This window comes from Pseudomonas sp. NPDC089392, assembly GCF_044749595.1.
Taxonomy (GTDB): Bacteria; Pseudomonadota; Gammaproteobacteria; order Pseudomonadales; family Pseudomonadaceae; genus Aquipseudomonas.
Genome location: NZ_JBIVIF010000020.1, coordinates 57,771 through 82,413, shown reverse-complemented (window position 1 = coordinate 82,413; position 24,643 = coordinate 57,771). Strand labels below are relative to the sequence as shown.

Here is a 24,643-nt window from a genome sequence, read left to right as displayed (position 1 = left end):
CATCTGCTAGCGATACCGGCGATGCTGTTATGATCGACAGCATTTCTCTGGATCGGGGCGTTTCATGTCCACTCGCGAAATCCGCATTGCCACCCGTAAAAGTGCCTTGGCCCTGTGGCAGGCCGAATACGTCAAAGCCCGCCTTGAGCAGGCACACCCCGGTCTGCTGGTGACCTTGGTGCCCATGGTCAGCCGTGGTGACAAGTTGCTCGACGCGCCGCTGGCGAAAATCGGCGGCAAGGGCCTGTTTGTCAAGGAACTGGAAACCGCCCTGCTGGACAACGAAGCCGACATCGCTGTGCACTCGATGAAAGACGTGCCCATGGACTTCCCGCAAGGCCTGGGCCTGTACTGCATCTGCGAGCGTGAAGACCCGCGCGATGCCTTCGTTTCCAATACCTTCGACAGCCTTGAAGCGCTGCCTGCCGGCAGCATCGTCGGCACCTCCAGCCTGCGCCGCCAGGCCCAGTTGCTGGCGCGCCGCCCGGACCTGCAAATCCGCTTCCTGCGTGGCAACGTCAACACCCGCCTGGCCAAGCTGGATGCCGGCGAGTATGACGCCATCATCCTGGCTGCCGCCGGCCTGATCCGGCTGGGCTTCGAAAACCGCATCACCTCCACCATCAGCGTCGATGACAGCCTGCCGGCTGGCGGCCAGGGCGCGGTGGGTATCGAGTGCCGCAGCGCCGACCACGAAATCCATGCGCTGCTGGCGCCGCTGCACCATGCCGACACCGCCGACCGGGTAGTGGCCGAGCGCGCCCTGAACAAACGCCTGAATGGCGGCTGCCAGGTACCGATCGCGTGCTACGCGGTACTTGAAGGCGACCAACTGTGGCTGCGCGGCCTGGTCGGCCAGCCCAGCGGCGGCACCCTGCTGGTGGCCGATGCCCGTGCCCCTCGTGCTGCTGCCGAAACCTTGGGCGTACAGGTGGCCGAAGACCTGCTGGGCCAAGGCGCCGAGGCCATCCTCAAGGAAGTCTACGGCGAGGCCGGCCACCCGTGAGCCAATGGCGCCTGTTGCTGACTCGGCCTGCCGAAGACTGCGCGGCACTGGCGCAAAGCCTGGCGCTGGCAGGGGTGGGCAGCAGCTGCCTGCCTTTGCTGGAAATTGAGCCGGTTACCGTGGCGGCCCGGCAACGCCAAGCGCTGGAGGGCCTGCATGGCTTTCAGGCGATCATTGTGGTCAGCAAGCCAGCTGCCAGGTTGTTACTGGATCAACTGGCCCAGGCCGGCCTGCAGCTACCCCGGCAAGGTTGGTTCACCGTAGGTGAGGCCACTGCCGCCGTGCTGCAGGGCGAAGGCCTGACAGTAAGCTTCCCGCCGCGCGGCGATGACAGCGAAGCGTTGCTGGCGCTGCCGGCCCTGCGCCAGGCAGTGGCCGTGCCTGCACCGCGTATCTTGATCGTTCGTGGCGTCGGAGGTCGCGAACTGCTGGCAGAGCGTCTTGCAGAGCAAGGTGCTAGTGTCGAATATCTGGAACTGTATCGTCGCTGCCTGCCGGCTTACCCGGCGGGCACCCTGATGCGCCGCATTGAAGCGGAACGCCTCAATGGCCTGGTGGTCAGCAGTGGGCAGGGTCTTGAACACTTGCAACAGATGGCCGGCGCCGATTGGCCGCAGCTGGCGGGTCTGCCGCTGTTCGTGCCCAGCCCGCGAGTTGCCGAACAGGCCAGGGCCGCCGGGGCCCAACAGGTTGTGGATTGCCGTGGCGCCAGTGCCACGGCCTTGCTGGCAGCCGTGCAGCGTAGCGCTGCACCTGCCTCTTAAGGCGCTAAGCTGAACGCGATGCGCCCCCATGCAAAGGATGGATACGTGAGCGAGACTGTCTTGTCCAATAACGATCAGCCGTCGGCACAGGCGCCGGCGGAACCCGTTACCGCCCCACCTGCCAAGCGCTCCGGCAGTGGCCTGGCAGCGCTGGCCTTGCTGCTTGGCGCCGCCGGGGTGGCGGTAGGTGGCTGGGGTGTCTGGCAGGTGCGTCAACTGCAAGGCAGCGAGTTCAACCAGGGCCAGCACATCGAGGCGCTGAACCAGCGCGCTGAAGCCCTGCAGCAGCGCGAGCAGCAGATCAGCGCGCAACTGGCCAGCCTGCCGGCTGCCAGCGAACTGGAAGACCGCCGCCGCCTGGTGGCACAGCTGCAAGGCGACCAGCAACGCCTCAGCCAGCGTTTGGAAACTGTGTTGGGCGAAAGCCGCAAGGAGTGGCGCCTGGCCGAAGCCGAACACCTGCTGCGCCTGGCCACCCTGCGCCTTTCGGCCTTGCAGGACATCACCAGTGCCAAGGCGCTGGTCGAGGGTGCCGACGAAATCCTGCGCGAGCAGAGCGACCCGGGCTCCTTCGCCGCCCGCGAGCAACTGGCGCGCAGCCTGGCCACGCTCAACAGCACCCAGCAACCCGACCGTACCGGCCTTTTCCTGAAACTGGCTGCGCAGCGCGAACTGGTACAACAGCTCAGCGCCCAGTCGCCCGAGTTCGCCAGCAATGCCGATGCCCTCGGCGCGCTGACTGCTGACGGTGATGGTGCCAGCCGCCTGTCGCAGTGGTGGGCAGAGATCTCCAAGTACTTCCAGATCGACTTCAACGCCGATGACAATGTGCGGCCGCTGTTGGCCGGGCAGCAACTGAACCAGCTGCGCCTGGCCCTGAGCCTGACCATCGAGCAGGCCCAGTGGGCGGCGCTCAACGGCGATGCCAAGGTCTACACCCAGGCGCTGGACGATGCCCGCAGCGTGCTGCTGGCCAACTTCAACGCCGACAACCCGCAAAGCAAGGCCATGCTCGATAGCCTCAATGCGTTGGCTGATCAGCCGGTGTCGGTGGTTACCCCCGACCTCAGCGAAAGCCTGGCCGCGGTGCAGGCCTATATCCAGCGCCGCCACCTGCCGGCCGAGGCTGAAGGGGGCAAGCCATGAAGCGTGTCTACCTGCTGGCCGTGCTGGCGATCGTGGTCGCCGCGGCACTGGGCATTGCGGTCGCCAAGCATAGCGGCTATGTACTGATTTCCTATGGCGGCTTCCGTTACCAGTCGGGGCTGTGGGCGGCCCTGGCCGGGTTGCTGGCGCTTGTCCTGCTGCTGTGGCTGGTGCGCTACCTGGTCGGCCTGGTGCTGACCTCCAGCGGGGTGGTCAACCCGTGGTCGCGGCGTAACCGCAGCCGGCGTATTCGCCTGGCCATCGAACAGGGCCAACTGGACCTCGCCGAGGGCCGCTGGGCCAGCGCTCAACGCCATTTGCACCGCGCCGCCGAAGCCGAGCGCCAGCCGCTGCTGTACTACCTCGGTGCCGCGCGAGCTGCAAACGAGCAAGGCCGTACCGAAGACAGTGACAACCTGTTGGAGCGTGCTTTGGAACGCCAGCCGCAAGCGGAACTGGCCATTGCCTTGACCCATGCGCAGCTGCAGATGGACCGCGGCGAAAGTGATGGGGCCCTGGAAACGCTGCTGGCCATGCAGGAACGCCACCCGCAAAACAGCCAGGTATTGCGCCTGCTGCAGCGCCTGCACCAGGAACGCGGCGACTGGTCGGCACTGATCCGCCTGCTGCCAGACCTGCGCAAGGGCAAGGTGCTGCCGGCCGCCGAGCTGGCTGCCCTGGAGCAGCGTGCCTGGGGGCAGAACCTGAGCCTGGCCACCACCCGTGGCGAAGACACGCAAAGTGCCCGTCAGGCCCTGGAGCGCGCTTGGCAGCAATTGACCGCAGCCCAACGCCAGGAACCACAACTGGTGCTGGCCTACGCCGAGCAATTGCGCCAGGTGGGTGCCCAAAGCGAGGCCGAGCAAGTGCTGCGCAACGCCCTCAATCGTAACTACGAAAGCCACCTGGCCCGTCTGTACGGCCTGGTGCGCGGTGACGACCCGGCGCGCCAACTGCAAACTGCCGAAGGTTGGCTCAAGGCTCACCCGCAAGACGCCAGCCTGCTGCTGACCCTGGGCCGCCTGAGCCTGCAGAATCGCCTGTGGGGCAAGGCGCGGGATTACCTGGAAAGTAGCCTGCGCATGGAGCGCAACCCCGAGGCCTGTGCCGAGCTGGCCCGTCTGCTGGCGGGCCTTGGCGAGACCGAACGCAGCAACCAGCTGTTCCAGGAAGGCCTAGGCCTGTTGGACGAACGCCTGCTGGCGCTACCTTTGCCAGAAGGCGTACGCGCCTGACCTACCCCAAAGCCCGCGCCAAGGTGCGGGCTTTGGGGGCCGGTAACTTATCTATCGCTGCCAGTTAGATCTGCAGTCCATCCCTTCAGTCGCTTCCTACTGCATTGCTGGAAATTTCCTACGCGATTCAGCGACTTGTCGTTACTGTCGTGCCTTGAAACAAAGCGCGTCTTTCCTCTACCGTTTCAAGCCACTACCTCTTCCCCGGGACCTTCATCGCCCATGCTGCCGGCCCGTTTGCGCACCTTTTTCCTTCCTGCCTGCCTGGCCGCACTGGCGGTGCTGGCAGGGTCTTTTCACCTGGAACACGCCCTGGGGCTGGTGCCGTGCCCATTGTGCTTCAGCCAACGGCTGCTGCTTGCCGTGTACGCCTTGCTGAGCCTGGCGGCAGTGGTGCAGGCACCGGGCACGCTGGGCATCCGCCACTATGCGCGGGCGACACTGGGCTGTTCGCTGGCTGGGGCGCTGCTGGCGGCACGGCATGTCTGGTTGCAGGGCGCTGCCGGGGGCGTGCATGTCTGCCCTGTGCCAATCGGCCGGGTGATCGAGCAATCCTGGGGTGAGGCGGCGCGGCAACTGTTGCTCGGCGGCCCGGATTGCCACTCGCTGACCTGGAGCTTTGTTGACCTGACGCTGCCCGAGTGGAGCCTGCTGGCCTTCCTGCTGTTGGCGGCGCTGCCCATGTGCTGCCTGCTGGCGTATCGTTTCCGCACATTGGCAAGAAGTTGACCTGGAACAAGGCTGGGCCATTAGCGCGACCAGTGGTGATGTAACAGGCTATTAAACACTTGTATGAACTTTGTCTGCTGCGTACCTTGATGGTCAGCACGCGCGGGAATAATCTCCCAGCACGTATACCGAAAACACAACTGCTCGATGCCGTCCTGCTGATGTCACCTTTGTGCTGCGCGGTCGTAGTGCGAGGTGCAGCGGCATCTACCCAGAAGGGAAGAGATCGCCATGCTCGATAGTTGTCAGAACGCCCAGGAACGCTGGGGTGGGGTTCACGATCTGATCGACCGTTGGCTGAAGGAGCGCCAGGAACTGGTGCAGGCTTTCCGCGCGTTGCGCGATGTAAAGCTGGCCTTTGCCGACAAAGACACGAACGGGGATTTTTGCGGCCTGCTTGTTGACTATTGTTCGGCGTGGCATTTCGAGGTCTGCGAGCAGTTGGTCAGCGAGGCCAAGGCTTTCGATGACGAAAAGGCGCTGAAGTTGGCCGAAGAGATCAACCCACGGATCAACGACATCACCCAGATCGCACTGGCCTTCAATGACCATTGCGCGAAAGGCGAATGCAAGGATACCGAACGCTTCGCCGAAAAGCTGGCCAAGCTGGGCGGCCTGCTGCACGAGCGCTTCGAACTTGAAGACTGCCTGATCGAAGTGCTGCACAACGCGCACAAGGAAGAGGGCGCGGTCCAGGCCTGAGGGTTGGCGTCAGTCGCCAACCGCCAGCAGTTCGATCTCGAACACCAAGGGTGTATAGGGTGCGATCAGGTCACCCGCGCCCTCGGCGCCATAGGCTTGCGCCGACGGAATCACCAGTCGCCATTTGGCGCCAGCGTGCATCTTCGGCAAGGCCACCTGCCACCCTTCGATCACCGAGTCCAGGCTGAACCACTGGGGCGTCTGGTTCTGGTCGAACACCGAGCCATCCGGCAACCTGCCCACATAGCGCACCTGTACCTTGCCGCCGGCTTTGGGCTGCGCGCCAGTGCCTGCCTGCAGCTCGCTGTAGAGCACGCCCTCCGGTAGTTCGTGCACGCCATAACGACCACGCTCGTTGGTCATGAAGCGTGTTTCGGCTGCTTGCTGCTTCTGCGTCTCGGCATCGCCCTCCTGCGCTTCATGCTGCTGCAGCACGGCCTGCATGCGTGCCTTGTCGAGCTTTAGCGGTTGCCCCTGGTAAGACTGGCGCAGGCCTTCGACCAGCGCATCCAGCTGCAAGCCCGGCATGTCCTGACGCAGCCGCTCACCCAGGCTGGCACCGAGGCTGTAGGCGAGGTCGTGTTCGTCGCTGTTGGCCAGGGCGATGGGGGCCAGCAGGCATAAACCTAAAACAAGATATCGAGGCATGGTCGGTTCCTGCGCCAATGAGCGTGGAAGTATGCCAGCGTTCGGTTTTCCATTGGGTGCTCGCGCTCCTACAGGGGATGTGCTGCAAATCAGATAACTGCCAAATATCAGCAATGATTTATTCAGCAACTACACTTTCACGCAGCTGCAAGAAAACAACTTTGCCCAGGCATGCAACGCGGCGTAAATATTACTGTCAACATGCCCTAGCGGCGGTAGCAGCAGAAGCATAGTATGAGCCGCAATCTCGTCAGCCAGGAGGTAAACCATGTCGGCCAAAAAGAAGCCAGTAAGTACGCCGTTACACCTGCTCCAACAACTTTCGGGTAGCCTGCTCGAACACTTGGAAGATGCCTGCTCGCAAGCGCTGGCTGATGCGGAAAATCTGCTGGCCAAATTGGAAAAGCAGCGTGGCAAGGCCCAGGAAAAACTGCACAACGGTCGCCTGAAATTGCAGGACTCGGCCAAGGCAGGCAAAGCCAAGGCGCAGACCAAGGCGCAAAAAGTCATCGGCGAACTTGAAGAACTGCTCGATTCCCTCAAGGAACGTCAAACCCAGACCCGCTCTTACATTCAGCAACTCAAGCGCGATGCCCAAGACAGCCTCAAGCTGGCACAAGGCGTAGGCAAGGTTCGCGAAGCAGCAGCCAAAGCGCTTGATCTGCGCGCGGCCAAGACCACCAAGGCGGTTGCTGCCAAACCTGCGGCCAAGCCTGCCCCCAAAGCCGCTGCGGCTAAACCTGCGGCCAAGCCAGCTGCCAGAGCCACTGCCGCTGCCAAGCCTGCGGCGAAGCCAGCTGCCAGAGCCGCTGCTGCTGCCAAGCCTGCGGCGAAACCAGCTGCCAAAGCCGCTGCTGCCAAGCCAGCAGCCAAGCCAGCGGCCAAAGCTACTGCTGCTGCCAAGCCAGCAGCCAAGCCAGCGGCCAAAGCTACTGCTGCTGCCAAACCTGCGGCGAAGCCAGCTGCCAAAGCCACCGCGGCTGCCAAACCTGCAGCCAGGCCAGCTGCCAAAGCTACTGCTGCTGCCAAGCCTGCAGCGAAGCCAGCGGCCAAAGCCACTGCTGCTGCCAAACCAGCAGCCAAACCAGCTGCCGCCAAGTCTCCAGCACGCACAGCAGCCAAACCTGCCGCCAAGCCAGCAGCCGCCAAGCCTGTTGCCAGCAAGCCAGCCGAAACCAAACCGGCTACACCTGCCGGCAGCACGCCGGCCGCCGCAAGCAGCTCGGCCACCCCGGCCGCTTCGGTAGCACCTTCTGCACCCGCCAGCACCCCGGCTCAGGCGCCGTCTTCAGCGTCCTGAAGCGCAGCCGCCGCGACGCGCAACTGATCCAGCGCGTCGTGGTGTCGGCCCTGGTCCGGCGCCAGCCGGGCCAGCCAGTCGTCCGTAGGCTCGCGGGAGCCTGCGGGCCACTGCAGCGCACGGTCCTGCAAGCGTTCCAGCAAGGCCTTCTCGGCCTGCAACTCCAACCCCTTCACCTGTTCACGCAACGCCGCCAGCTGCGCATCACCCTGCGCTGCCGCTCGCCACTGTTGGCGCAGGCTGCGTAACGGCGTAACGATTTCACGCTGCCAGGGCTCGGCAACTTCACGCAACGCCTGCGCGCGTTCGGCCAGTACGGCCACGCCACGCGCTTGCAGCCAGGTTGCACACAGCAGCAGGCAGACATCGCCACCCTGCGCCTGCAGGGCAAGGCAGGCGGCTTCCACGCCAGGCCTGGCATACAGGGCCAGGGCGTGATTCCACAGGTCGGTGTGCATGGTTCCACTCGCGCTATGGGCCGAGGAAGCTGGTAGACTCCGCGACCATCATGATCAGACTATCCAACCTCACTTTACAGCGTGGTCCGCAGCGCTTGCTAGAAGGCGCCGAGATGACCCTGCACGCCGGTCACAAGGCCGGCCTGATCGGCGCCAACGGCGCCGGAAAATCCAGCCTGTTCGCCATGCTGCGCGGTGAGCTGTCGCCCGATGCCGGCGATTGCCAGCTGCCCGGCGACTGGCGCATCGCCCACATGCGCCAGGAGGTCGACACCCTTGACCGCCTGGCGGTGGACTATGTGCTCGACGGCGACGTGCGCCTGCGCAAGGTCCAGGCCGAACTGGCCGCCGCCGAGCAGGCCCACGACGGTACCGCCTTGGCACGCCTGCACAGTGAACTGGAAAGCGCCGACGGCTATACCGCCGACGCTCGTGCGCGCAAGTTACTGGCAGGCCTGGGCTTCACCAACGAGCAGATGGACCGCCGCGTCGGCGACTTCTCCGGTGGCTGGCGGATGCGCCTGAACCTGGCCCAGGCACTGATGTGCCCGTCCGACCTGCTGCTGCTCGACGAGCCCACCAACCACCTGGACCTCGACGCCATCCTGTGGCTGGAAGACTGGCTCAAGGGCTACCCTGGCACGCTGTTGCTGATCTCCCACGACCGCGACTTCCTCGACGCCGTGGTCGACCATGTGCTGCACGTCGAGCAGCGCAAACTGAACCTGTACAAGGGCGGTTACACCGCCTTCGAACGCACCCGTGCCGAGCGCCTGGCACAGCAGCAGCAGGCCTACGAGAAGCAGCAGGCGCAGCGCGCGCACATGGAAAAGTACATCGCCCGCTTCAAGGCCCAGGCCACCAAGGCCCGCCAGGCGCAGAGCCGGATCAAGGCCCTGGAGCGCATGGAAGAGCTGTCGGCGGCGCATGTCGATTCGCCGTTCGACTTCGTCTTCCGCGAATCGCAGAAAATCTCCAGCCCGTTGCTGAGCATGTCCGAAGGCTGCCTGGGTTATGGTGACAAGGCCATCCTCGACAAGGTCAAGCTGCAGCTCACCCCGGGTGCGCGCATTGGCCTGCTCGGTCCTAACGGTGCCGGCAAGTCGACCCTGATCAAGAACCTCGCCGGTGAGCTTGAGCCGTTGTCGGGCCGCCTGGTCCGTGGCGAAAACCTGGCCGTTGGCTATTTCGCCCAGCACCAGCTCGACTCGCTGGACGACAAGGCCAGCCCGCTGTTGCACCTGCAGCGCATCGCCCCCACCGAGCGTGAGCAAACCCTGCGCGACTTCCTTGGCGGCTTTGACTTCCATGGCGCCCGCTGCGAAGAGCCGGTGGTGAATTTCTCCGGTGGCGAAAAGGCCCGTCTGGCGCTGGCGCTGATTGCCTGGGAGCGGCCGAACCTGCTGCTGCTCGACGAACCGACCAACCACCTGGACCTGGAAATGCGCCTGGCGCTGACCATGGCCTTGCAGGAGTTTGCCGGTGCCGTGCTAGTGGTATCCCACGACCGTCACCTGCTCAAGAGCACGACCGACGACTTCCTGTTGGTGGCCGACGGCAAGGTCGAAACCTTCGATGGCGACCTGGACGACTACAGCCGCTGGCTGGTCGAGTTCCGCCAGCGCAGCGTGCCGGCCAGTTCGGCCCCGGTCAACCCGGATAAGACCGACAAGAAGGCCCAGCGCCAGGCTGCCGCCGCCTTGCGCCAGCAACTGGCACCGCACAAGAAGGCTGCCGACAAGCTGGAAAGCGAGCTTAACCAGGTGCACGCGCAGCTGGCCGAGATCGAGACCGCGCTGGGTGACGGTGGCCTTTACGAAGCGGCACGCAAGGACGAGTTGCGCGACCTGCTGGCACGCCAGACCAAGCTCAAGCAACGCGAAGGCGAGCTGGAAGAAGCCTGGATGGAAGCGCTGGAAACCCTGGAAGGCATGCAGGCCGAGCTTGAGGCGCTGTCTTGAGCAAGGGGTGAGATGGTGTTGGGGCTGATAGGTGTTCGCCTTGAGGCTCTCAGCGCCTGTGAGATCGAGCGCCGCCCGCGCGGCGCTTCGCGGCTAAAGCCGCTCCTACATTTGTTTCGGGCCAGTCCATCCTGTGCCAGGCGCGCGCGACCGCCTTGTTTGTACGACGCGATATCGAGCCTTGCGCCAAGGCGTTCGCGCGCGAATCCCACAGGCATAACTGGCCCGAAACAAACGTAGGAGCGGCTTTAGCCGCGAAGCGCCGCGCGGGCGGCGCTCGATCTCACAGGCGCCGAAAGTGTTGTGGTGAACACCTGAGGCGCTCGATCTCACAGGCGCCAAAAATGTTGTGGTGAACACCTGAGGCGCTCGATCTCCCAGGCGCTGAAAATGCCATGGCGGACATTCCACCAACACAACCAACTTAAAACCCAAATACCCCAAAAATCACTGGTTATTTTTTCACCAACACCTTAGCTTAACGTTTTGCAACATATGTTCGAGCGAGGTGTGTGATGTCGATGGAAGTATGGTTGGGCTTCTTTGCCGCCTGTTGGGTGATCAGCCTTTCACCCGGTGCCGGGGCCATTGCCTCGATGTCCAGCGGCCTGCAATACGGCTTCTGGCGTGGTTACTGGAACGCCCTGGGCCTGCAACTGGGCCTGATTTTGCAAATCGCCATCATTGCCGCCGGCGTCGGTGCCGTGCTGGCCGCCTCGGCCACGGCCTTCCAGTTCATCAAATGGTTCGGCGTTGCCTACCTCGTCTACCTGGCCTACAAGCAGTGGCGTGCCCTGCCGATGGACATGAGCGATGAGTCCGCCGTGCGCCCGATCGGCAAGCCGCTGAGCCTGGTGTTCCGTGGCTTCCTGGTCAACGTCAGCAACCCCAAGGCGCTGGTGTTCATGCTGGCGGTGCTGCCGCAGTTCATCAACCCGCATGCACCGCTGTTACCACAATATGTGGCGATCACCGTGACCATGGTCAGCGTGGACCTGCTGGTGATGGCGGGCTACACCGGGTTGGCCTCGCGGGTGCTGCGTTTGCTGCGTACGCCCAAGCAGCAGAAGCGGTTGAACCGGACCTTTGCCGGATTGTTCATTGGTGCGGCTACCTTCCTGGCCACCTTGCGCCGCGCGCCAATCTGATAGACCGCATTCAGGCTATTCGCGGGCAAGCCCGCGAATGGGCCAACGCTATTTCTGCTTATCCACCAACCCCTTGAGCAAATCCACCGGCAGCGGAAAGACGATGGTCGAGCTCTTGTCCCCGGCAATCGTCCCCAGCGTCTGCATATAGCGCAACTGCATCGCCCCCGGTTCCTTGCTCAGCATCTGTGCCGCCTGCATCAGTTTCTCCGACGCCTGCAATTCACCCTCGGCATGGATCACCTTGGCCCGCCGTTCGCGCTCGGCTTCGGCCTGGCGGGCGATGGCGCGCACCATCGACTCATTGAGGTCAACGTGCTTGATCTCGACATTGGCTACCTTGATGCCCCAGGCATCGGTTTGCGCATCCAGCACTTGGCGAATGTCCAGGTTCAGCTGCTCGCGTTCGGCCAGCAGTTCGTCCAGTTCGTGCTTGCCCAGCACCGCACGCAGCGTGGTCTGGGCCAGTTGGCTGGTCGCTACGAGGAAGTCCTCGACCTGGATGATTGCCTTCTGTGGGTCGAGCACACGGAAGTACACCACGGCGTTGACCTTGACCGAGACGTTGTCACGGGTGATCACATCCTGCGGTGGTACATCCAGCACCACGGTGCGAAGGTCGACCCGCACCATTTGCTGGACCACCGGGATCAACAGGATCAGCCCCGGCCCCTTCACCTGCCAGAAGCGCCCCAGCTGGAACACCACGCCGCGTTCGTATTCGCGCAGGATGCGGAACGCCGACAGCAACAGCATCGCCAGCACGATCAGCACGGCACCGAAACCCACTTGCATGAACATGGTCATTCTCCTTGCGCCGCAGGCGCGGCGGCGCTCACTTCCAGCATGACGCCATGGCGCGCGGTTACCCGCACGTTCTGGCCTGCTTGCAGTGGCGTTGTGCACTGCACTTGCCATTGCTCGCCCTGGGCCAGCACCACGCCACAGAACGGGTCGCCTGCCGTTACCTGGGTGACGGTGACCAGGCTGCCGACCAGGCCGGCGTCACCGCTGACCAGCGCCCGTCGACGGGCCTTGAGGGCCATGCCCAGCACACCCCCGATCAGCAGCGCCGAAAGCACCGCCAGGGTGCCGATCAGGGTCAGTGGGATGCCGAAGCCGGGGGCGTCGGTGTCGATCAGGATCAGCGCACCGACCACAAAGGCGACGATGCCGCCAAAGCCGACCACGCCAAAGCTGGGCAGGAATGCTTCGGCAATCATGAAGGCGATACCGAGCAAGATCAGCGCCACGCCGGCGAAGCTCACCGGCAACAGCTGCAGGGCATACAGCGCCAGTAGCAGGCAGATGCCACCGACCACGCCGCCAACCGTCGAACCCGGGTTCATGAATTCGAACAGCAGCCCGTATACGCCGATCATGATCAGGATCAGCGCCACGCTGGGGTTGGTGATCACGGCCAGCACCCGTGTGCGCCAGTCCGGCAGGTGTTCGACCAGGCTGGCCCCGGCGGTGTGCAACTGTTGAGGCTGGCCAGCGACAGTGAGTGTTTTGCCATCGAGCTTGCGCAGCAAGTCGGGCAGGTCCTCGGCCAGCTGGTCGATCACGTTCAGGCGCAAGGCCTCGCTGGCGGGCAGGCTGACCGCCTCGCGCACGGCTTTCTCTGCCCAGTCGGCATTGCGCCCGCGCAGCTGCGCCAGGCCACGGATGTAGGCAGCGGCGTCGTTGACCTGCTTGCGTGCAAGGGTTTCATCCTCGCCGCCTTTGGCCTTGTCGTCCTTGGGCGCGCCTGGCAGGCCACCGATCTGCACCGGCGTTGCGGCACCCAGGTTGGTCCCGGGCGCCATCGCCGCGACGTGGCTGGCGTAGAGAATATAGGTGCCGGCACTGGCGGCGCGGGCACCGCTGGGGGCGACGTAGCTGGCGACCGGCACGGGGCTGGCGAGAATTGCCTTGATCATCTGGCGCATGGCACTGTCCAGCCCGCCCGGCGTGTCCATGCGGATAACCACCAGTTGCGCGCCCTGCGCCTGGGCCTGGCCGAGGCTGCGCACCAGGTAGTCGGCACTGGCCGGGCCAATCGCGTCATCAATGCCCAGCACCCACACCGAACCGGGCGCTGCCTGGCCGCCGGGCGATGCCAAGCAGCAACAGCAGCAACAGCCAGCGCCAGCAGCGGGCGATCACCTGTCGTCACCTCGTTTGCCTCTACAGCACAAGTTTAGCCCTGCCTGCCGCCGGCAGGCCTAAAATTGGAGATTGGGGGGCAAACCGGAGGTGCATCATGCGTATGGCAAAGACCCTGCAGGATCGCCTGGACAAGGCCAACTGCGATTACGACATCATTCCCCATCCACATTCGGCCACCAGCCTGGAGTCGGCCCGCACGGCCGGCGTGCCCGCCGAGCGGGTCGCCAAGTCGGTGATGCTCGATGACCGTCATGGCAACTACATCATGGCCGTGCTACCGGCCAACCGGCATCTGGACATGACCAAGGTACGCATGTCCGGGGCTTGGCAACTGACCCGTGAAAGCGGCCTGCCGAGCCTGTTCGGCGACTGCGAGCGCGGTGCCGTGCCGGCGCTTGGCGATGCCTACCAGATAAAAATGCTGCTCGACCCGACCCTTACCCGCCAAGGTGATGTCTACCTGGAGGCGGGTGACCACGATCACTTGATCCACATGAGTATGGAGCAGTACATGAAACTGGTGCCGCACGCCGAAGTGCGCGAGCTGTGCTGATGTTTTCACACCAATGCCAGGCGGGCGTCGTGGACGGCTTGCCTGGCGCTCAGGAGGAACCATGGAAGCGCCGATCCATCCCTTTGCCGACTTGTTCAAACAACTGGGCCTGCCTGATGATGCCGTGAGCATCGATCAGTTCATTGCCAGCCACTCGCCACTGAAGAACGACATCAAGCTGGTGGACGCGCCGTTCTGGACCGCCTCCCAGCGCGACTTCCTCAAGGACAGCATCATTGAGGATGCTGATTGGGCAGTGCCGTTCGATCAACTCAACGAAGCGTTGCGCCGCCCCCGAAAATAAAGCGCCGAGCGGCACCTGACGAGTGAGTGGCCGTTGCTATGCTCAGGAAAACAAGAAGGGGATAGCGCGATGAAAGATCCCTACGCACCAGGTTTCTGGTGTTCCGTGACGATCCTGGGCACCCTGACGGCCAGTTACTTCTATGGCATCAGGCAAACGCAACAGATGAACCAGGCGGTGCATTTCCTGTATGCCGCTGCCGCGGTCACTGTGGCGGTTGCTTTGGTGGCGCTGACCTGGATCGCCTGGCAGCAGCTGCACCTGAACAAACGCGAAGTGATCCAGGGGCGAACGTTGCTGACCATCTGGAACACCAAGGTCGCGCTGCGCCGCGTCGAAACAGTATTCGACCGCTACTTCTGGGGCAGCTACTGGCATTCAGGGCGTACCTTCGAAGAAGTCATGGGCGAGCTCAAGGGCACGCCACTGGAGCAGAGCCTGGATGCCCTGAAGCGCCAGTGCCGCTTGCTCGACCGGGAAATTCACGATCACCATCACCACTGGCTGGCCAATGCCCGCGACCTGTCCAGCGTGGCCCAGGCCATGGCCCGTGAACGCTACCAGCTGGACCTGGGCGAACCCACCTACAGCGGCAATGGCAATACCGCCGTGCTCAACCGTGACCTGGAAGTGCTGGTGTACACCTGGTCGGCGCGCCTGCGCAGCTTCGACCATCAGCTGGACGAGCTGGAGCGCGCCTACCATTGAGGTGCCTCATTCGCCGCGGATGTACTGCTCCATTTGCTGGATCAGGCTGGCCTGTTCGGCGATGGTTTCCTTGACCAGGTCGCCGATCGACAACAGGCCGAGCAGCTTGCCGTTGTCGACCACCGGCAGGTGGCGCAGGTGACGGTCGGTCATCAAGTTCATGCAGAAATCGAGCTTCTGCCTGGGTTCCACGGTAACCACTGGCGCACTCATGATTTCGCGTACCGGGGTGACGGCCGAAGAGCGGCCCTTGAGGACCAGTTTGCGCGCATAGTCCCGTTCACTGACGATACCCACCACCTGGTTGCCCTCGACCACGGGCAGCGCACCGACGTTTTTCTCCGCCAGCATTTTCAGGGCGTCGAGTACCGAGTCATCCGGGCCGATGGTGTACACGGTCTGGTGCTGGGACTTGGTCTTGAGGATTTGTTCGACGGTCTTCATACGGGCCTCTGCGGGTGAAAAAAGCGCTATCTCGGTGTAACTAAAGCATCCGGCACGGCGCTCTGCACGGCAATGCAGGAAACGGCATGCAGTCGATTGAAAAACGTCATGGGTGTTCGCCTGTGCCGGCCTCTTCGCGGCTAAAGCCGCTCCCACAGGTACCGCGTACCCCTGTAGGAGCGGCTTTAGCCGCGAAGAGGCCGGTGCAGCCAATCAGAGCTTCGGCATTTGCCCGATCCGCGCCACCATCTCGCTCACTACCTGCAGGTCCAGCATGAATTGGTCCACGGTCTTGAACTCGTTGTCGTTGTGCCCGGTGTACTTCACGTCCGGCATGGCCAGGCCGAACTGCACGCCATTGGGCAGGTCATGCACCGAAGTCGCACCCGCAGAAGTGCCGAACTCATGCTTCATGCCCAGGTTCTCGGTGGCTACGGCGAGTAGTGCCTTCACCCATTCGCCCTCGGGGTTGCGGTACATCGGCTCGTCCAGGCTGTAGTCGAAGGCCACCGAGGTGTGGCTTTGCCGGGTCCATTTGCCCAGTTTGCCCGCCAGCTCATCCTTGATCGTGGCAATCGGCTTGCCCTTGGGAATGCGCAGGTTCACCGCCAGTTTCAGGCCTTTGTCATCTACCCCGACAAAGGTCGGCGAGGCGGTCATCGGGCCCATGAACGGGTCCTTGAAAGCCACGCCGAGCTTGTTGCCCAGGTAGTCCAGGCCCCAGTTGTCGGCAGTGTAGCGGGCGGCGTCGGTGAAGTGGTTGTGCTTGAGCGGTACCTGCTTGCCCAGGCCATTGATGAAGTCGAGCATGCGTGCCACCGGGTTGACCCCGGACTCTGGCTCCGATGAGTGGGCGGAAACCCCGGTCACCGTGAGCAGCACGTTGTTGCCATCGGCCATGGCGTCGATGCTGAAGTCGCCACCATGCTGCTTCACGTATTTGCCGCCGGCTTGCTGCAGCTGTTTGGCCAGCTTTGCCGGGTTGTCGGTGACCAGGGTCGCGACCGAAGTGGTGGGGATCTGGTTGGTGGCCAGGCCGCCAGTCAGGTTGATGATTTCTGCGCCCTTGCCAGTGGCCGGGCGCTTGCTGAAGCTGGCCATCACCGTGCCGTAGCCTTTCTCGGCAATTACCACCGGATAGCCGCCATCCAGGGCCAGGTTGTAGTCGGGCGTGGGGTTGCGCTCGAAGTAGTAGGGGATGGCATCGCCGCTGGTTTCTTCGGTGGTGTCGATCAGCAGCTTGAACTGCCGGGCCAGCGGCAGGTTTTCGTCCTTGGCCACTTTCAGCGCATACATCGCCACCACGATGCCGTTCTTGTCGTCTTCGGTGCCGCGGCCGTACATGCGGTCGCCGATCAGGGTGACCTTGAACGGGTCCAGGCGGGTGCCGTCGGCCAGCTTCCAGTTGTCCGGGTTGACCGGTACCACGTCGGCGTGGGCGTGGATGCCGATCACTTCCTTGCCGCTGCCCAGCGAAATCTCGTAAACCCGGTTGTCGATGTTGCGGAAAGCCAGGCCAAAGCTGTCGGCCAGTGCCTTGATCTTGTCGGCGATCTTGAGGAACTCGGGGTTCTCGTGCTGCGGCGTGCCTTCGACGTTGAAGGTGGGGATGGCCACCAGCTCTCGCAGGGTTTCAGTGGCAGCTTTGCCGTATTTGATGCGGGTATACAGGCCGAGCAGGCGGTTGATTTCATCTTGCTGCTCGGCCGTCAGTGGTTTGCCAGCCAGGTAGGCGTCGAGGGTTGCCTCGAGGTTGTCGGCCTTGGCCTGCTCGCTGCCTTTGAGCTTGCCCAGGAACTGCTTGAAGTCGCTTGGGTCGCTGCCGTCGAAGGCTTTGACGATGGCGGCAGACTGTTGCTGGGTGAGGTTGGCCTGGACCGGTTGGGTGAACAGGCCGATGCTGGCCAGCAGCAGGGTGGTGGCGGTCAGTTTTTTAAGGTGCATGGTTGAGCGCATTCCTTCGCCAATCATTGTTATGGGTTACCCGTTCGGAAAACGGGAAGACGCCCACGCTAACACCAATGACCTGTGGCACGGGAGTGCCAGAAACGCGACATGCCGCACAAACGAAAAAGCCCCGGGCCAAGGCCCAGGGCTTTTTGATATGGCGCACTCGGCGGGATTCGAACCCACGACCCCTGCCTTCGGAGGGCAGTACTCTATCCAGCTGAGCTACGAGTGCAACGCGCACGCATAATACCCATCTGTGCCGGTGGCGTCCATCGCCTTGATCTGTAGCCTTTTTTACCTGCCAGCCACGCTGGCACGCCAGTTGGCCGTCCAGGTGCTATAGGCGCAAAGCACTTCGCTGTTGTCATACGCGCTTAATCGCCGCCTCCCCCACATTGAGGAGGCCAGCGATGGCTATCGACATTGAACACTACGAACAAGGCCTGGTTGAGTTAACGGAGGCCAGGCAGCTGATGGCCATGTTCAGGCGTCAACTAGAGGCGTTCCCTGACGTGCACGGCGCAGCACGCGATGCTGCCGGTCAATACCTGTTACAGCACACAGCCGAGGCACTGAACCCGGACCACGTCCTTTGGCGGCAGTTCAGCGTTCAGTCATACCGGAAAACAGACGGTCGGGGGTGGGGCCAGTATCGCTTCGTCAAAAGGACGATGACCTTTACCGACCTCTGGGTTCGCCGTTTCCCACACGATGTTATCCACACGCCACAGCTGGATGACTTCGTTCAGGACGACGGGCGGCCAATCCCATTGGCCCCGGCGAGGGTGGATGCAGACCTGTGGGCGCTGGATTTTGCCAGCGTCATGCATGATCAGGCCCGGCAGTACTGGCTTGCTCACAGCGACAACTTGCTGCAACTGCTGAAGGTTCGCTTCACCGCACATGTCGAGCAGGCACTGAAAGACAGCAAGATCACGCCAGGTGACCATGACTGGTTACGCACAACGGCCGCTGAGGCCACGCTCGCCTTTCGCTGCTTCACACCAAAAGGTGCTGCAAAGGTATTGGCGCTACACTGCCCCGACGGGCGAGTAGTCGTCTATCGGCCGACCAGCACACCCCATGTACAGGCTTATGCCAACGCGCAGGCGCTGGCTCACCTGGCATTGGGCGAAGCGAGCAGCGAGGGCCAGGACCTGTTTGCCGAACAGCGTGAGTGGGTGAAGGCCGAGGTCGAGGCCAGCCTGGCCGTGCTGGTCAGCAATGGCGACCTGCGTGAGCAGTTGTGGCGTGACAGGCTTGATATGGCCTTGCAGTTGGTCGCTCTGCCGGCGCTGTTCAGCGGGCCGGCGATGCTGCTGATGTTACTGCTGACCGTGGCGCAGTTGGGGCTGGATACCTACGACTACTTCACTGCACGTTCTGCGGTGCGGAAAACCCAGGCACTGCAGGCTGCATTCGGCGATGTGCTGATGCTGGCATTTGCCGTCATTTTCGAAACGGTTGGCCGCAAAGCGCTGAGCACGGCATTGCGCCCGCATGAGTCACTGCCGGTGCGCGATTGGATAGCTGCCGAAGATGCCAGTGCAGAATGGCGGCCGCTCGTCAGCCACAACCCGGCATCCGGGGCCTTGCAGGCTGATGGCCTGCTCGCTGGTGTACGACTGGCCGATGACGGTGCTATGTGGATCGAGCTGCAAGGCAAGGCGGTACGCGTTCGTTACAACACCGAGATCCAGCACCTGGTACTTACCCACGAATCGGCGCCGTTCGGGCTGGTGCCACAAATGCCGGTGCGCTTGGCTGAGGACGGCACCTGGCAGTTGCTTGCGCCCGGAGGTAACCGCGCGGCTCTGGCTACCCGCTTCTGGGATGTCTATCTCACGCCAGGGGATGCCATGGCGCGGGAACTGTCGCAGGGCATCGAGCAGGAACAGGCCGAACTGCTGACCCAGGCCCGTGTGCCGACGGTGGAAGATACTGCGCGGGTTGCCAAGGATGAGTACGGCTACCACTGCGTGGTTGAAGAGGGCATGCGCCACTACAGCTTTCGCCAGGGCGCAGAACTGCACAACGACCTGGTCATGGAGTACACCCGCGAGCAATCGGAGCTCAACAGCTGGCTGCGCCATGGCATGGGGGGTGTGCACAGCACCTCACATGGCGAATTGGTGCATGTAACCGAGCACCTGCTCGACTCGCTCCAGCGCCTGCCGAAAAGCAATGCTACTTACTTGTGGCGTGCCGGCAGTGCAGCACGGGGTACCGGTGGTGCGTTGTACCGGACGCAGCAGATCATGGCCGGTGATGTGCTGGTCGGGACAGATTTTACCTCGTTCACCGAAAGCCCCTATGTGGTCCGGGATTTCATGCTGCCACACGCCGATAGTGTGTTCGATGACGATGCCATCGTCTATGAACTGACACTGGGCAAGCAGACGGCGGGTGTGCCAATAGCTCCGTTGTCATTGAATCCGCTGGAAGCCGAAGTGCTGTTTGCGCCGGGTAACTTCTTCCGGGTGGAGTCGATAGACCAAGTCACTGGCGAGGCCTATCGTTTCACCCGCGTGCGCCTGCGCGAGTACCTGCCAAACGGCAGCGAGACGCTGCTGGAAATGCGCACCGGCAAACCCTTCGACCTGCGCGCTCATGGCGCCCGCGTGGCGAATGCGGAGTTGGTGGAACGGATTTTTCCGGCACCCTGGTGGCATTGAATATCAAAGCGCGATCAGCTCTGGGCGCAGCCCTTCAACCCGGCGTGCCGGCGTTGGCAGGTAGCCGCCATCGCCGGTGATCTGGTGCAGTACCTTCTCGCGCAGGCCGTGCAGGGCCACACCGGTGCGCAAGCGTGGGTGCGGCAGGTCGACCTCTACCACCGACTTGATCCGCCCCGGGCGCGGCTCCAGCACCACGACCCGGTCGGCCAGGTAGGTGGCCTCTTCGGCGTCATGGGTGACCAGCAGGGTGGTGATGCCGGCACGTTCGCGAATGGCCAGCAGCTCGTCCTGCAGCTGCTGGCGGGTTAGCGCATCCAGTGCTCCGAACGGCTCATCGAGCAGCAGGATGCGTGGGCTGGCCACCAGGCCACGGGCGATTGCCACGCGCTGCGCCATACCGCCAGACAGTTGGTGCGGGTAGGCTGATTCGAAGCCGACCAGCCCCACCAGTTGCACGAACTCATGCACCCTGCGGGCGCGCTCGCCCTGAGTGAGCGGTTCGTTGACCAGACCCAGGGCAATGTTCTGTTCCACGCTCAACCAAGGGAACAGCCGGTGCTCCTGGAACACGATACCGCGCTCGCCACCAATACCACTGACCGCATGGCCGTCGACACGGATGCTGCCGCTGTAGTCGGTATCCAGCCCCACCAGCAGGCGCAGCAGGGTGGACTTGCCACAGCCAGAAGCACCGACAATGGCGATGAACTCGCCCTCGTTGATCGACAGGTTGAAATTGCGGATGGCTTCAAAGGGTTGCCCGTCGACGCTGAACACTTTGCTCACCCCTTCGAAACTGACCAGGGGTGGTGTGGCGTCGGGCTGGTTGGCCGCGTGCAGGTGTAAGGTGTTGAAGGCGTTCATGCGGTTCTCCAGCGCGTGGCGCGCGATTCGAGGCGTTGTCCAAGGGTGCCGAGCAAGGCACCGACCAGGCCGATCAAGAGCATGGCGGCCATCACCTGGTCCATGCGGAACAGTTGCTGGGCACCGATCATCAGGCTGGCAATGCCACCGTCCGAGGGCATGAAGTATTCGGCGCCGATGGTACCCAGCCAGGCGTAGATCAACGACAGGCGCAGGCCGGCGAATATCGCCGGGGCGGCGCCGGGCAGCACCAGCAGGCGCAGGCGCTGCCACAGGTTCAGGCGCAGGGTGCGGGCGGCTTCGCCCAGTTGCGGCGACAGGCTGGCAATGCCGCGTTGGGTGGCGATCAGCAGCGGGAAGAATGCAGCCATGCCGACGAAAACCAGCTTGGCCCCTTCACCCAGGCCGAACCAGGCGGTGAGCAGCGGCACCCAGGCAAACAGCGCCACTTGGCGCAGTGCTGTCAGGCTTGGGCCGAACAGGCGCTCGGCATTGCTGGACAAACCCAGCAGCAACCCCGCCAGCAGGCCTGCGCCGCCGCCCAGCAACAGGCCGCTCAGGGTGCGCTGCAGGCTTGACAACAAGGCCTGCGGCAGCGAACCATCGGCCAGGCCGACCAGCAGGGTGCGCAGCACTTCGAGTGGCGAGGTCAGGATGTTGCTGTCGACCCAGCCAAAGCTGTTGCTGGCCTGCCACAGTGCCAACAGCGCCAGCGGGAGCAGCAGGCTTTGCCAGCCACGCGGCACCGGCCCACGCTGTTGTTCCCCAGTGGCCGCTTGCGGCCAGTACAGCAGGCGTTTTTCAACCGCAGAAAAGCCGCGCTCCAGCACCGCGCCGACCAGGCCGATCACCAGGATGCACAGCAGCACCAGGTCGAGCATGAACAGTTGCCGCCCCCAAACCATCAGGTAACCGATGCCTTCGCTGGAGGCCAGCAACTCGACTGCCAGCAGCGAAGTCCAGCCGGTGGCCAGGGCCAGGCGCACGCCTGTAAGGAAAGCGGGCAGGGCGGCCGGCAGCAACAGGCGTAGAAACAGCAGGTGACGCGGCAGGCGCAATGCCGCAGCGGCCTCACGCAGCTTGGGCTGGGCATCACGCACCCCGACCAGCGTGTGCAAGGTGACGGGGACTACCACCGCTTTCACCAGTACCACCAGCTTGAGCAACTCGCCAATGCCGAAGAACAGCATGAACAACGGAATCCAGGCCAAGGTTGGAATCTGTGCCAGCGCCACGAAGGTTGGCAGCACCAGCGTCTGCGCCTGCCGCGAAGCGCCCAGCCACACCCCCAGCAGCAAGCCGCTGGTAATGCCCGCCGCCAGCCCCCAGAACAACCGCTGTAAGCTTATCCACAGGTGCCCCCACAGCTCGCCGGAGCCAAACTCCACCGCGCTCTGCCACACCAACGCTGGCGCCGGCAGGATTTGCTCGCTCATCCAGTGTTGCCGGCTGGCCACCACCCAGAGCAGCGCAATCGTCACAGGCAAAACCCAAGGCAGAACCCGCTCTACAGAGAGCACGGGGTTCCTGTGGGAGCGGCCTTGCGCCGCGAATGGGCCGCCCAGCGGCCCCCGCAGCCACCCCCGACCTCTATTCAGAACTCCATTCATCGGCCATCTCTCAAGAGGTTGTTAGTTTATTCACTTATGGAATTAAAAAATCAAACAAGCGACTTTCAAGAGATAAGAGCATGCGCCCCCTGCATACGGAAGTCCCCGGCCGTTGCGTTTTCCTCATATTTTCCATGCGTTTTCCGCAACCCTGCCGGCGGCCCGCATGCCAGCTGATTTATGCCTTTCAGTTACTAAAAAATGAAGTTTTGATCTTTGTAGGTTCTAACAAGACCTGCCTAGCTTCTGGCCAAAGCGCCGGCCATCGCCGGTGGCAGCCTGCCAAGGAGCCTTGCCATGAAAACCCAATTCCGCCACCTGATCACCGCCCTTGGGCTGGCCTTCACCCTCAGCGCCCACGCCGCTGAACCGGCCAAGCCAGAAAGCATCCGTATCGCCGTGCCCGACCTCAGCGCCGGCAGCAAGCCTAGCGCTGGCGGCGTGGTCGATGTGCTGCGTGACCAGCAGCTGCTGGAGAAGGAATTCGCCAAGGACGGCATTCGTATTGACTGGCACTTCTTCAAGGGCGCCGGGCCGGTGGTGAACGAGGCATTGGCTAACGGCCAGGCCGACTTCGCCTACCTCGGTGACCTGGCCGCCATCGTCGGCAAGGCCAATGGCCTCGACACCCGTGTGCTGTCGGCAGGTGTGCGTGGGGTCAAAAGCTACCTGGGCGTGGTGCCCGGTTCTGGCATCAAGACCCTGCACGACCTCAAGGGTAAGCGCGTGGCTGTGTTCCGCGGCACCGCCAACCAGCTGTCGTTCGCCAGCGCCCTGGCCAGCCAGGGGCTGAGCGAACGCGAGCTCAAGGTAATCAACCTCGACTTCAACGCCGCCAACGCCGCGCTGGCCGCCAAGCAGATCGACGCCACCTGGGGCCTGTCCAACCTGCTGTCGTTGCGTGAGCGCGGGCTGGTCGAGCTGCCGGTCAATTCGCGTGACCTGAAGGGCGCTGGCAGCACCCAGGCGGTGCTGCTGGGCACCGGCGATTTCATCCGTAAATACCCCGAGCTGGTGCAGCGCCTGGTCAACGCCCAGGAGCAGGCCAGCACCTGGCTGCGCGACGAGCACAACCGCGAGGCCTACGTCGACCTGGTGGCCAGCAATGCCAACTGGCCGCGCAGCATCCTCAGCGATGACCTGGCCAAGGAAGACCTTGCCCACTACTTCGACCCACGGCTGGACGCCGATTTCGTCGGCCAGCTGCAACAGGGCGTCGACCTGGCCGCCAAGGAGCGCCTGATCCGCCGTGGCTTCCAGGTAGCCGACTGGGTCGAGCCGCGCTTTCTCGATGCCGCGCTGAAACACGAACAGGCCGTGCAGGCCGCCCGCTGAACCCGCAAACAACCCGACAATTACTGCAAGGACCACGACCATGAGCAACGCCGCCCTGGCCACCGTGCCACACACCCTCGAACTCGACATTCACCCGGTTGCCGGCCGTATCGGTGCTGAAATCCGTGGGGTGCAACTGTCCGCCGATCTCGACGCCGCCACCCTCGACGCCATTCAGGCCGCGCTGGTGACGCACAAAGTGATCTTCTTCCGTGGCCAGACCCACCTCGATGACCAGCGCCAGGAAGCCTTCGCCAAGTTGCTCGGCGAGCCGATCGCCCACCCCACCGTGCCGGTGGTGGACGGCACCAGCTACCTGCTGCAGCTCGATGGCGCCGAAGGCCAGCGGGCCAATTCCTGGCACACCGACGTGACCTTTGTCGACGCCTACCCCAAGGCTTCGATCCTGCGCAGCGTGGTAGCGCCGGCCTCCGGTGGCGATACCGTGTGGGCCAACACGGCGGCGGCCTATCAGGAGTTGCCTGAGCCGCTGCGCGAACTGGCCGACAAGCTGTGGGCGGTGCACAGCAACGAGTACGACTACGCGAGCCTCAAGCCCGACGTGGACCCGGCCAAGCTTGAGCGTTATCGCAAGGTGTTTACCTCCACCGTGTACGAGACCGAGCACCCGGTGGTACGGGTGCACCCGGTCAGTGGCGAGCGGGTGCTGCAGCTGGGGCATTTCGTGAAGCGCATCAAGGGCTATTCGCTGGCCGATTCGCAGCACCTGTTCGCAGTGTTGCAGGGGCATGTGACGCGCCTGGAGAACACTGTGCGCTGGCGCTGGCAGGCGGGGGACGTGGCGATCTGGGATAACCGCGCGACACAGCACTATGCGGTGGATGATTACGGGACCCAGCCACGGGTGGTGCGGCGGGTGACATTGGCTGGTGAGGTGCCGGTCGGGGTGGATGGGCAGTTGAGCCGGACTACCCGCAAAGGCTGAGAA

Annotated in this window: 22 protein-coding genes, 1 tRNA gene and 1 pseudogene; 15 read left to right on the top strand and 9 right to left on the bottom strand. The window is 63.4% G+C overall.

Features of this window, described 5'->3' with window-relative positions:
- Positions 1 to 64: 64 nt before the first annotated feature.
- From hemC to rsd, 6 genes are all read left to right on the top strand, one after another.
- Positions 65 to 1,006: a hydroxymethylbilane synthase gene (gene hemC / locus ACIP1G_RS17980; RefSeq protein ID WP_400739429.1), complete on the top strand. Its 942-nt coding sequence runs from the start codon at positions 65 to 67 to the stop codon at positions 1,004 to 1,006.
- Entirely contained in the window at positions 1,003 to 1,770 is a 768-nt protein-coding gene (locus ACIP1G_RS17975; protein ID WP_400739427.1) for a uroporphyrinogen-III synthase, read from the top strand. Before hemC ends, ACIP1G_RS17975 begins: the two co-directional genes overlap by 4 nt.
- A gap of 45 nt (positions 1,771 to 1,815) precedes the next feature.
- The gene (locus ACIP1G_RS17970) at positions 1,816 to 2,916 is read left to right on the top strand and encodes a uroporphyrinogen-III C-methyltransferase (RefSeq protein WP_400739424.1); all 1,101 of its coding nucleotides are present in this window, start codon (positions 1,816 to 1,818) and stop codon (positions 2,914 to 2,916) included.
- Positions 2,913 to 4,151, top strand: a complete 1,239-nt coding sequence (locus tag ACIP1G_RS17965) for a heme biosynthesis protein HemY (RefSeq protein ID WP_400739421.1) — start codon at positions 2,913 to 2,915, stop codon at positions 4,149 to 4,151. The genes ACIP1G_RS17970 and ACIP1G_RS17965 overlap by 4 nt, the downstream gene beginning before the upstream one ends.
- 222 nt (positions 4,152 to 4,373) lie before the next feature.
- Positions 4,374 to 4,880: a disulfide bond formation protein B gene (locus ACIP1G_RS17960; protein WP_400739419.1), complete on the top strand. Its 507-nt coding sequence runs from the start codon at positions 4,374 to 4,376 to the stop codon at positions 4,878 to 4,880.
- A 231-nt stretch (positions 4,881 to 5,111) separates the two neighbouring features.
- Positions 5,112 to 5,582: a sigma D regulator gene (gene rsd, locus ACIP1G_RS17955; protein ID WP_400739416.1), complete on the top strand. Its 471-nt coding sequence runs from the start codon at positions 5,112 to 5,114 to the stop codon at positions 5,580 to 5,582.
- Between the two features lie 9 nt (positions 5,583 to 5,591).
- Here rsd and ACIP1G_RS17950 read toward each other — a convergent pair whose 3' ends face one another.
- Positions 5,592 to 6,230, bottom strand: coding sequence for an FKBP-type peptidyl-prolyl cis-trans isomerase (locus ACIP1G_RS17950; protein ID WP_400739413.1), 639 nt, complete (start codon positions 6,228 to 6,230; stop codon positions 5,592 to 5,594).
- Between the two features lie 268 nt (positions 6,231 to 6,498).
- Here ACIP1G_RS17950 and ACIP1G_RS17945 point away from each other — a divergent pair, with 268 nt between their 5' ends.
- Positions 6,499 to 7,530: an AlgP family protein gene (locus ACIP1G_RS17945; protein WP_400739410.1), complete on the top strand. Its 1,032-nt coding sequence runs from the start codon at positions 6,499 to 6,501 to the stop codon at positions 7,528 to 7,530.
- Here the strand turns inward: ACIP1G_RS17945 and ACIP1G_RS17940 are convergent.
- Complete coding sequence (locus tag ACIP1G_RS17940) at positions 7,506 to 7,988, bottom strand: TIGR02444 family protein (RefSeq protein ID WP_400739407.1); 483 nt, start codon at positions 7,986 to 7,988, stop codon at positions 7,506 to 7,508. The genes ACIP1G_RS17945 and ACIP1G_RS17940 overlap by 25 nt on opposite strands.
- Before the next feature lie 50 nt (positions 7,989 to 8,038).
- Here ACIP1G_RS17940 and ACIP1G_RS17935 point away from each other — a divergent pair, with 50 nt between their 5' ends.
- Positions 8,039 to 9,949, top strand: a complete 1,911-nt coding sequence (locus tag ACIP1G_RS17935) for an ATP-binding cassette domain-containing protein (RefSeq protein ID WP_400739404.1) — start codon at positions 8,039 to 8,041, stop codon at positions 9,947 to 9,949.
- Positions 9,950 to 10,464: 515 nt separating this feature from the next.
- Positions 10,465 to 11,097, top strand: coding sequence for a LysE family transporter (locus ACIP1G_RS17930; protein WP_400739402.1), 633 nt, complete (start codon positions 10,465 to 10,467; stop codon positions 11,095 to 11,097).
- 48 nt (positions 11,098 to 11,145) lie between these two features.
- On the opposite strand, the gene ACIP1G_RS17925 is transcribed toward ACIP1G_RS17930, so the two are convergent.
- On the bottom strand, positions 11,146 to 11,898 hold the full coding sequence (locus tag ACIP1G_RS17925) for a slipin family protein (RefSeq protein ID WP_400739399.1): 753 nt from the start codon (positions 11,896 to 11,898) through the stop codon (positions 11,146 to 11,148).
- 2 nt (positions 11,899 to 11,900) lie between these two features.
- Positions 11,901 to 13,245: pseudogene (locus ACIP1G_RS17920) on the bottom strand (nodulation protein NfeD).
- A 97-nt stretch (positions 13,246 to 13,342) separates the two neighbouring features.
- Between ACIP1G_RS17920 and ACIP1G_RS17915 the strand changes: the two are divergent.
- The 3 genes from ACIP1G_RS17915 to ACIP1G_RS17905 all read left to right on the top strand — a co-directional run bounded on the left by ACIP1G_RS17915 (position 13,343) and on the right by ACIP1G_RS17905 (position 14,813).
- A complete protein-coding gene (locus tag ACIP1G_RS17915) occupies positions 13,343 to 13,801 on the top strand; it encodes a YbaK/EbsC family protein (RefSeq protein ID WP_346644796.1) in 459 nt (152 codons plus the stop codon).
- Positions 13,802 to 13,862: 61 nt separating this feature from the next.
- Complete coding sequence (locus ACIP1G_RS17910; RefSeq protein ID WP_400739396.1) at positions 13,863 to 14,105, top strand: DUF2789 domain-containing protein; 243 nt, start codon at positions 13,863 to 13,865, stop codon at positions 14,103 to 14,105.
- A 69-nt stretch (positions 14,106 to 14,174) separates the two neighbouring features.
- On the top strand, positions 14,175 to 14,813 hold the full coding sequence (locus tag ACIP1G_RS17905) for an NADH:ubiquinone oxidoreductase subunit N (protein WP_400739393.1): 639 nt from the start codon (positions 14,175 to 14,177) through the stop codon (positions 14,811 to 14,813).
- A gap of 6 nt (positions 14,814 to 14,819) precedes the next feature.
- Here ACIP1G_RS17905 and ACIP1G_RS17900 read toward each other — a convergent pair whose 3' ends face one another.
- The 3 genes from ACIP1G_RS17900 to ACIP1G_RS17890 all read right to left on the bottom strand — a co-directional run bounded on the left by ACIP1G_RS17900 (position 14,820) and on the right by ACIP1G_RS17890 (position 17,439).
- Positions 14,820 to 15,257 (bottom strand): CBS domain-containing protein, encoded by a 438-nt coding sequence (locus tag ACIP1G_RS17900; protein WP_400739391.1) that lies wholly within the window; start codon positions 15,255 to 15,257, stop codon positions 14,820 to 14,822.
- 213 nt (positions 15,258 to 15,470) lie between these two features.
- Positions 15,471 to 17,201: a dipeptidase gene (locus ACIP1G_RS17895; RefSeq protein ID WP_400739388.1), complete on the bottom strand. Its 1,731-nt coding sequence runs from the start codon at positions 17,199 to 17,201 to the stop codon at positions 15,471 to 15,473.
- A gap of 161 nt (positions 17,202 to 17,362) precedes the next feature.
- Positions 17,363 to 17,439: transfer RNA gene (locus ACIP1G_RS17890), tRNA-Arg, on the bottom strand.
- A 178-nt stretch (positions 17,440 to 17,617) separates the two neighbouring features.
- On the opposite strand from ACIP1G_RS17890, the gene ACIP1G_RS17885 reads away from it, so the two are divergent.
- Positions 17,618 to 19,882 carry a dermonecrotic toxin domain-containing protein gene (locus ACIP1G_RS17885; RefSeq protein ID WP_400739385.1) on the top strand — a complete coding sequence of 755 codons (2,265 nt, stop codon included), beginning with the start codon at positions 17,618 to 17,620 and terminating at the stop codon, positions 19,880 to 19,882.
- 3 nt (positions 19,883 to 19,885) lie between these two features.
- Here the strand turns inward: ACIP1G_RS17885 and ACIP1G_RS17880 are convergent, their stop codons facing one another.
- Both ACIP1G_RS17880 and ACIP1G_RS17875 read right to left on the bottom strand, forming a co-directional pair.
- Positions 19,886 to 20,749, bottom strand: coding sequence for an ABC transporter ATP-binding protein (locus tag ACIP1G_RS17880; RefSeq protein ID WP_400739382.1), 864 nt, complete (start codon positions 20,747 to 20,749; stop codon positions 19,886 to 19,888).
- The gene (locus tag ACIP1G_RS17875) at positions 20,746 to 22,359 is read right to left on the bottom strand and encodes an ABC transporter permease (RefSeq protein WP_400739379.1); all 1,614 of its coding nucleotides are present in this window, start codon (positions 22,357 to 22,359) and stop codon (positions 20,746 to 20,748) included. Before ACIP1G_RS17875 ends, ACIP1G_RS17880 begins: the two co-directional genes overlap by 4 nt.
- 297 nt (positions 22,360 to 22,656) lie before the next feature.
- On the opposite strand from ACIP1G_RS17875, the gene ACIP1G_RS17870 reads away from it, so the two are divergent.
- Positions 22,657 to 23,694: an ABC transporter substrate-binding protein gene (locus ACIP1G_RS17870; RefSeq protein WP_400739377.1), complete on the top strand. Its 1,038-nt coding sequence runs from the start codon at positions 22,657 to 22,659 to the stop codon at positions 23,692 to 23,694.
- 40 nt (positions 23,695 to 23,734) lie between these two features.
- Entirely contained in the window at positions 23,735 to 24,640 is a 906-nt protein-coding gene (locus ACIP1G_RS17865) for a TauD/TfdA dioxygenase family protein (RefSeq protein ID WP_400739374.1), read from the top strand.
- The last annotated feature ends 3 nt before the right edge of the window (positions 24,641 to 24,643 follow it).

Coding starts and splice junctions, on each gene's coding strand:
- hemC (WP_400739429.1), top strand. CDS start 65: ATGTCCACTCGCGAAATCCGCATTGCCACCCGTAAAAGTGCCTTGGCC.
- ACIP1G_RS17965 (WP_400739421.1), top strand. CDS start 2,913: ATGAAGCGTGTCTACCTGCTGGCCGTGCTGGCGATCGTGGTCGCCGCG.
- ACIP1G_RS17960 (WP_400739419.1), top strand. CDS start 4,374: ATGCTGCCGGCCCGTTTGCGCACCTTTTTCCTTCCTGCCTGCCTGGCC.
- rsd (WP_400739416.1), top strand. CDS start 5,112: ATGCTCGATAGTTGTCAGAACGCCCAGGAACGCTGGGGTGGGGTTCAC.
- ACIP1G_RS17950 (WP_400739413.1), bottom strand. CDS start 6,230: ATGCCTCGATATCTTGTTTTAGGTTTATGCCTGCTGGCCCCCATCGCC.
- ACIP1G_RS17945 (WP_400739410.1), top strand. CDS start 6,499: ATGTCGGCCAAAAAGAAGCCAGTAAGTACGCCGTTACACCTGCTCCAA.
- ACIP1G_RS17940 (WP_400739407.1), bottom strand. CDS start 7,988: ATGCACACCGACCTGTGGAATCACGCCCTGGCCCTGTATGCCAGGCCT.
- ACIP1G_RS17935 (WP_400739404.1), top strand. CDS start 8,039: ATGATCAGACTATCCAACCTCACTTTACAGCGTGGTCCGCAGCGCTTG.
- ACIP1G_RS17930 (WP_400739402.1), top strand. CDS start 10,465: ATGTCGATGGAAGTATGGTTGGGCTTCTTTGCCGCCTGTTGGGTGATC.
- ACIP1G_RS17925 (WP_400739399.1), bottom strand. CDS start 11,898: ATGTTCATGCAAGTGGGTTTCGGTGCCGTGCTGATCGTGCTGGCGATG.
- ACIP1G_RS17915 (WP_346644796.1), top strand. CDS start 13,343: ATGCGTATGGCAAAGACCCTGCAGGATCGCCTGGACAAGGCCAACTGC.
- ACIP1G_RS17910 (WP_400739396.1), top strand. CDS start 13,863: ATGGAAGCGCCGATCCATCCCTTTGCCGACTTGTTCAAACAACTGGGC.
- ACIP1G_RS17905 (WP_400739393.1), top strand. CDS start 14,175: ATGAAAGATCCCTACGCACCAGGTTTCTGGTGTTCCGTGACGATCCTG.
- ACIP1G_RS17900 (WP_400739391.1), bottom strand. CDS start 15,257: ATGAAGACCGTCGAACAAATCCTCAAGACCAAGTCCCAGCACCAGACC.
- ACIP1G_RS17895 (WP_400739388.1), bottom strand. CDS start 17,201: ATGCACCTTAAAAAACTGACCGCCACCACCCTGCTGCTGGCCAGCATC.
- ACIP1G_RS17885 (WP_400739385.1), top strand. CDS start 17,618: ATGGCTATCGACATTGAACACTACGAACAAGGCCTGGTTGAGTTAACG.
- ACIP1G_RS17880 (WP_400739382.1), bottom strand. CDS start 20,749: ATGAACGCCTTCAACACCTTACACCTGCACGCGGCCAACCAGCCCGAC.
- ACIP1G_RS17875 (WP_400739379.1), bottom strand. CDS start 22,359: ATGAATGGAGTTCTGAATAGAGGTCGGGGGTGGCTGCGGGGGCCGCTG.
- ACIP1G_RS17870 (WP_400739377.1), top strand. CDS start 22,657: ATGAAAACCCAATTCCGCCACCTGATCACCGCCCTTGGGCTGGCCTTC.
- ACIP1G_RS17865 (WP_400739374.1), top strand. CDS start 23,735: ATGAGCAACGCCGCCCTGGCCACCGTGCCACACACCCTCGAACTCGAC.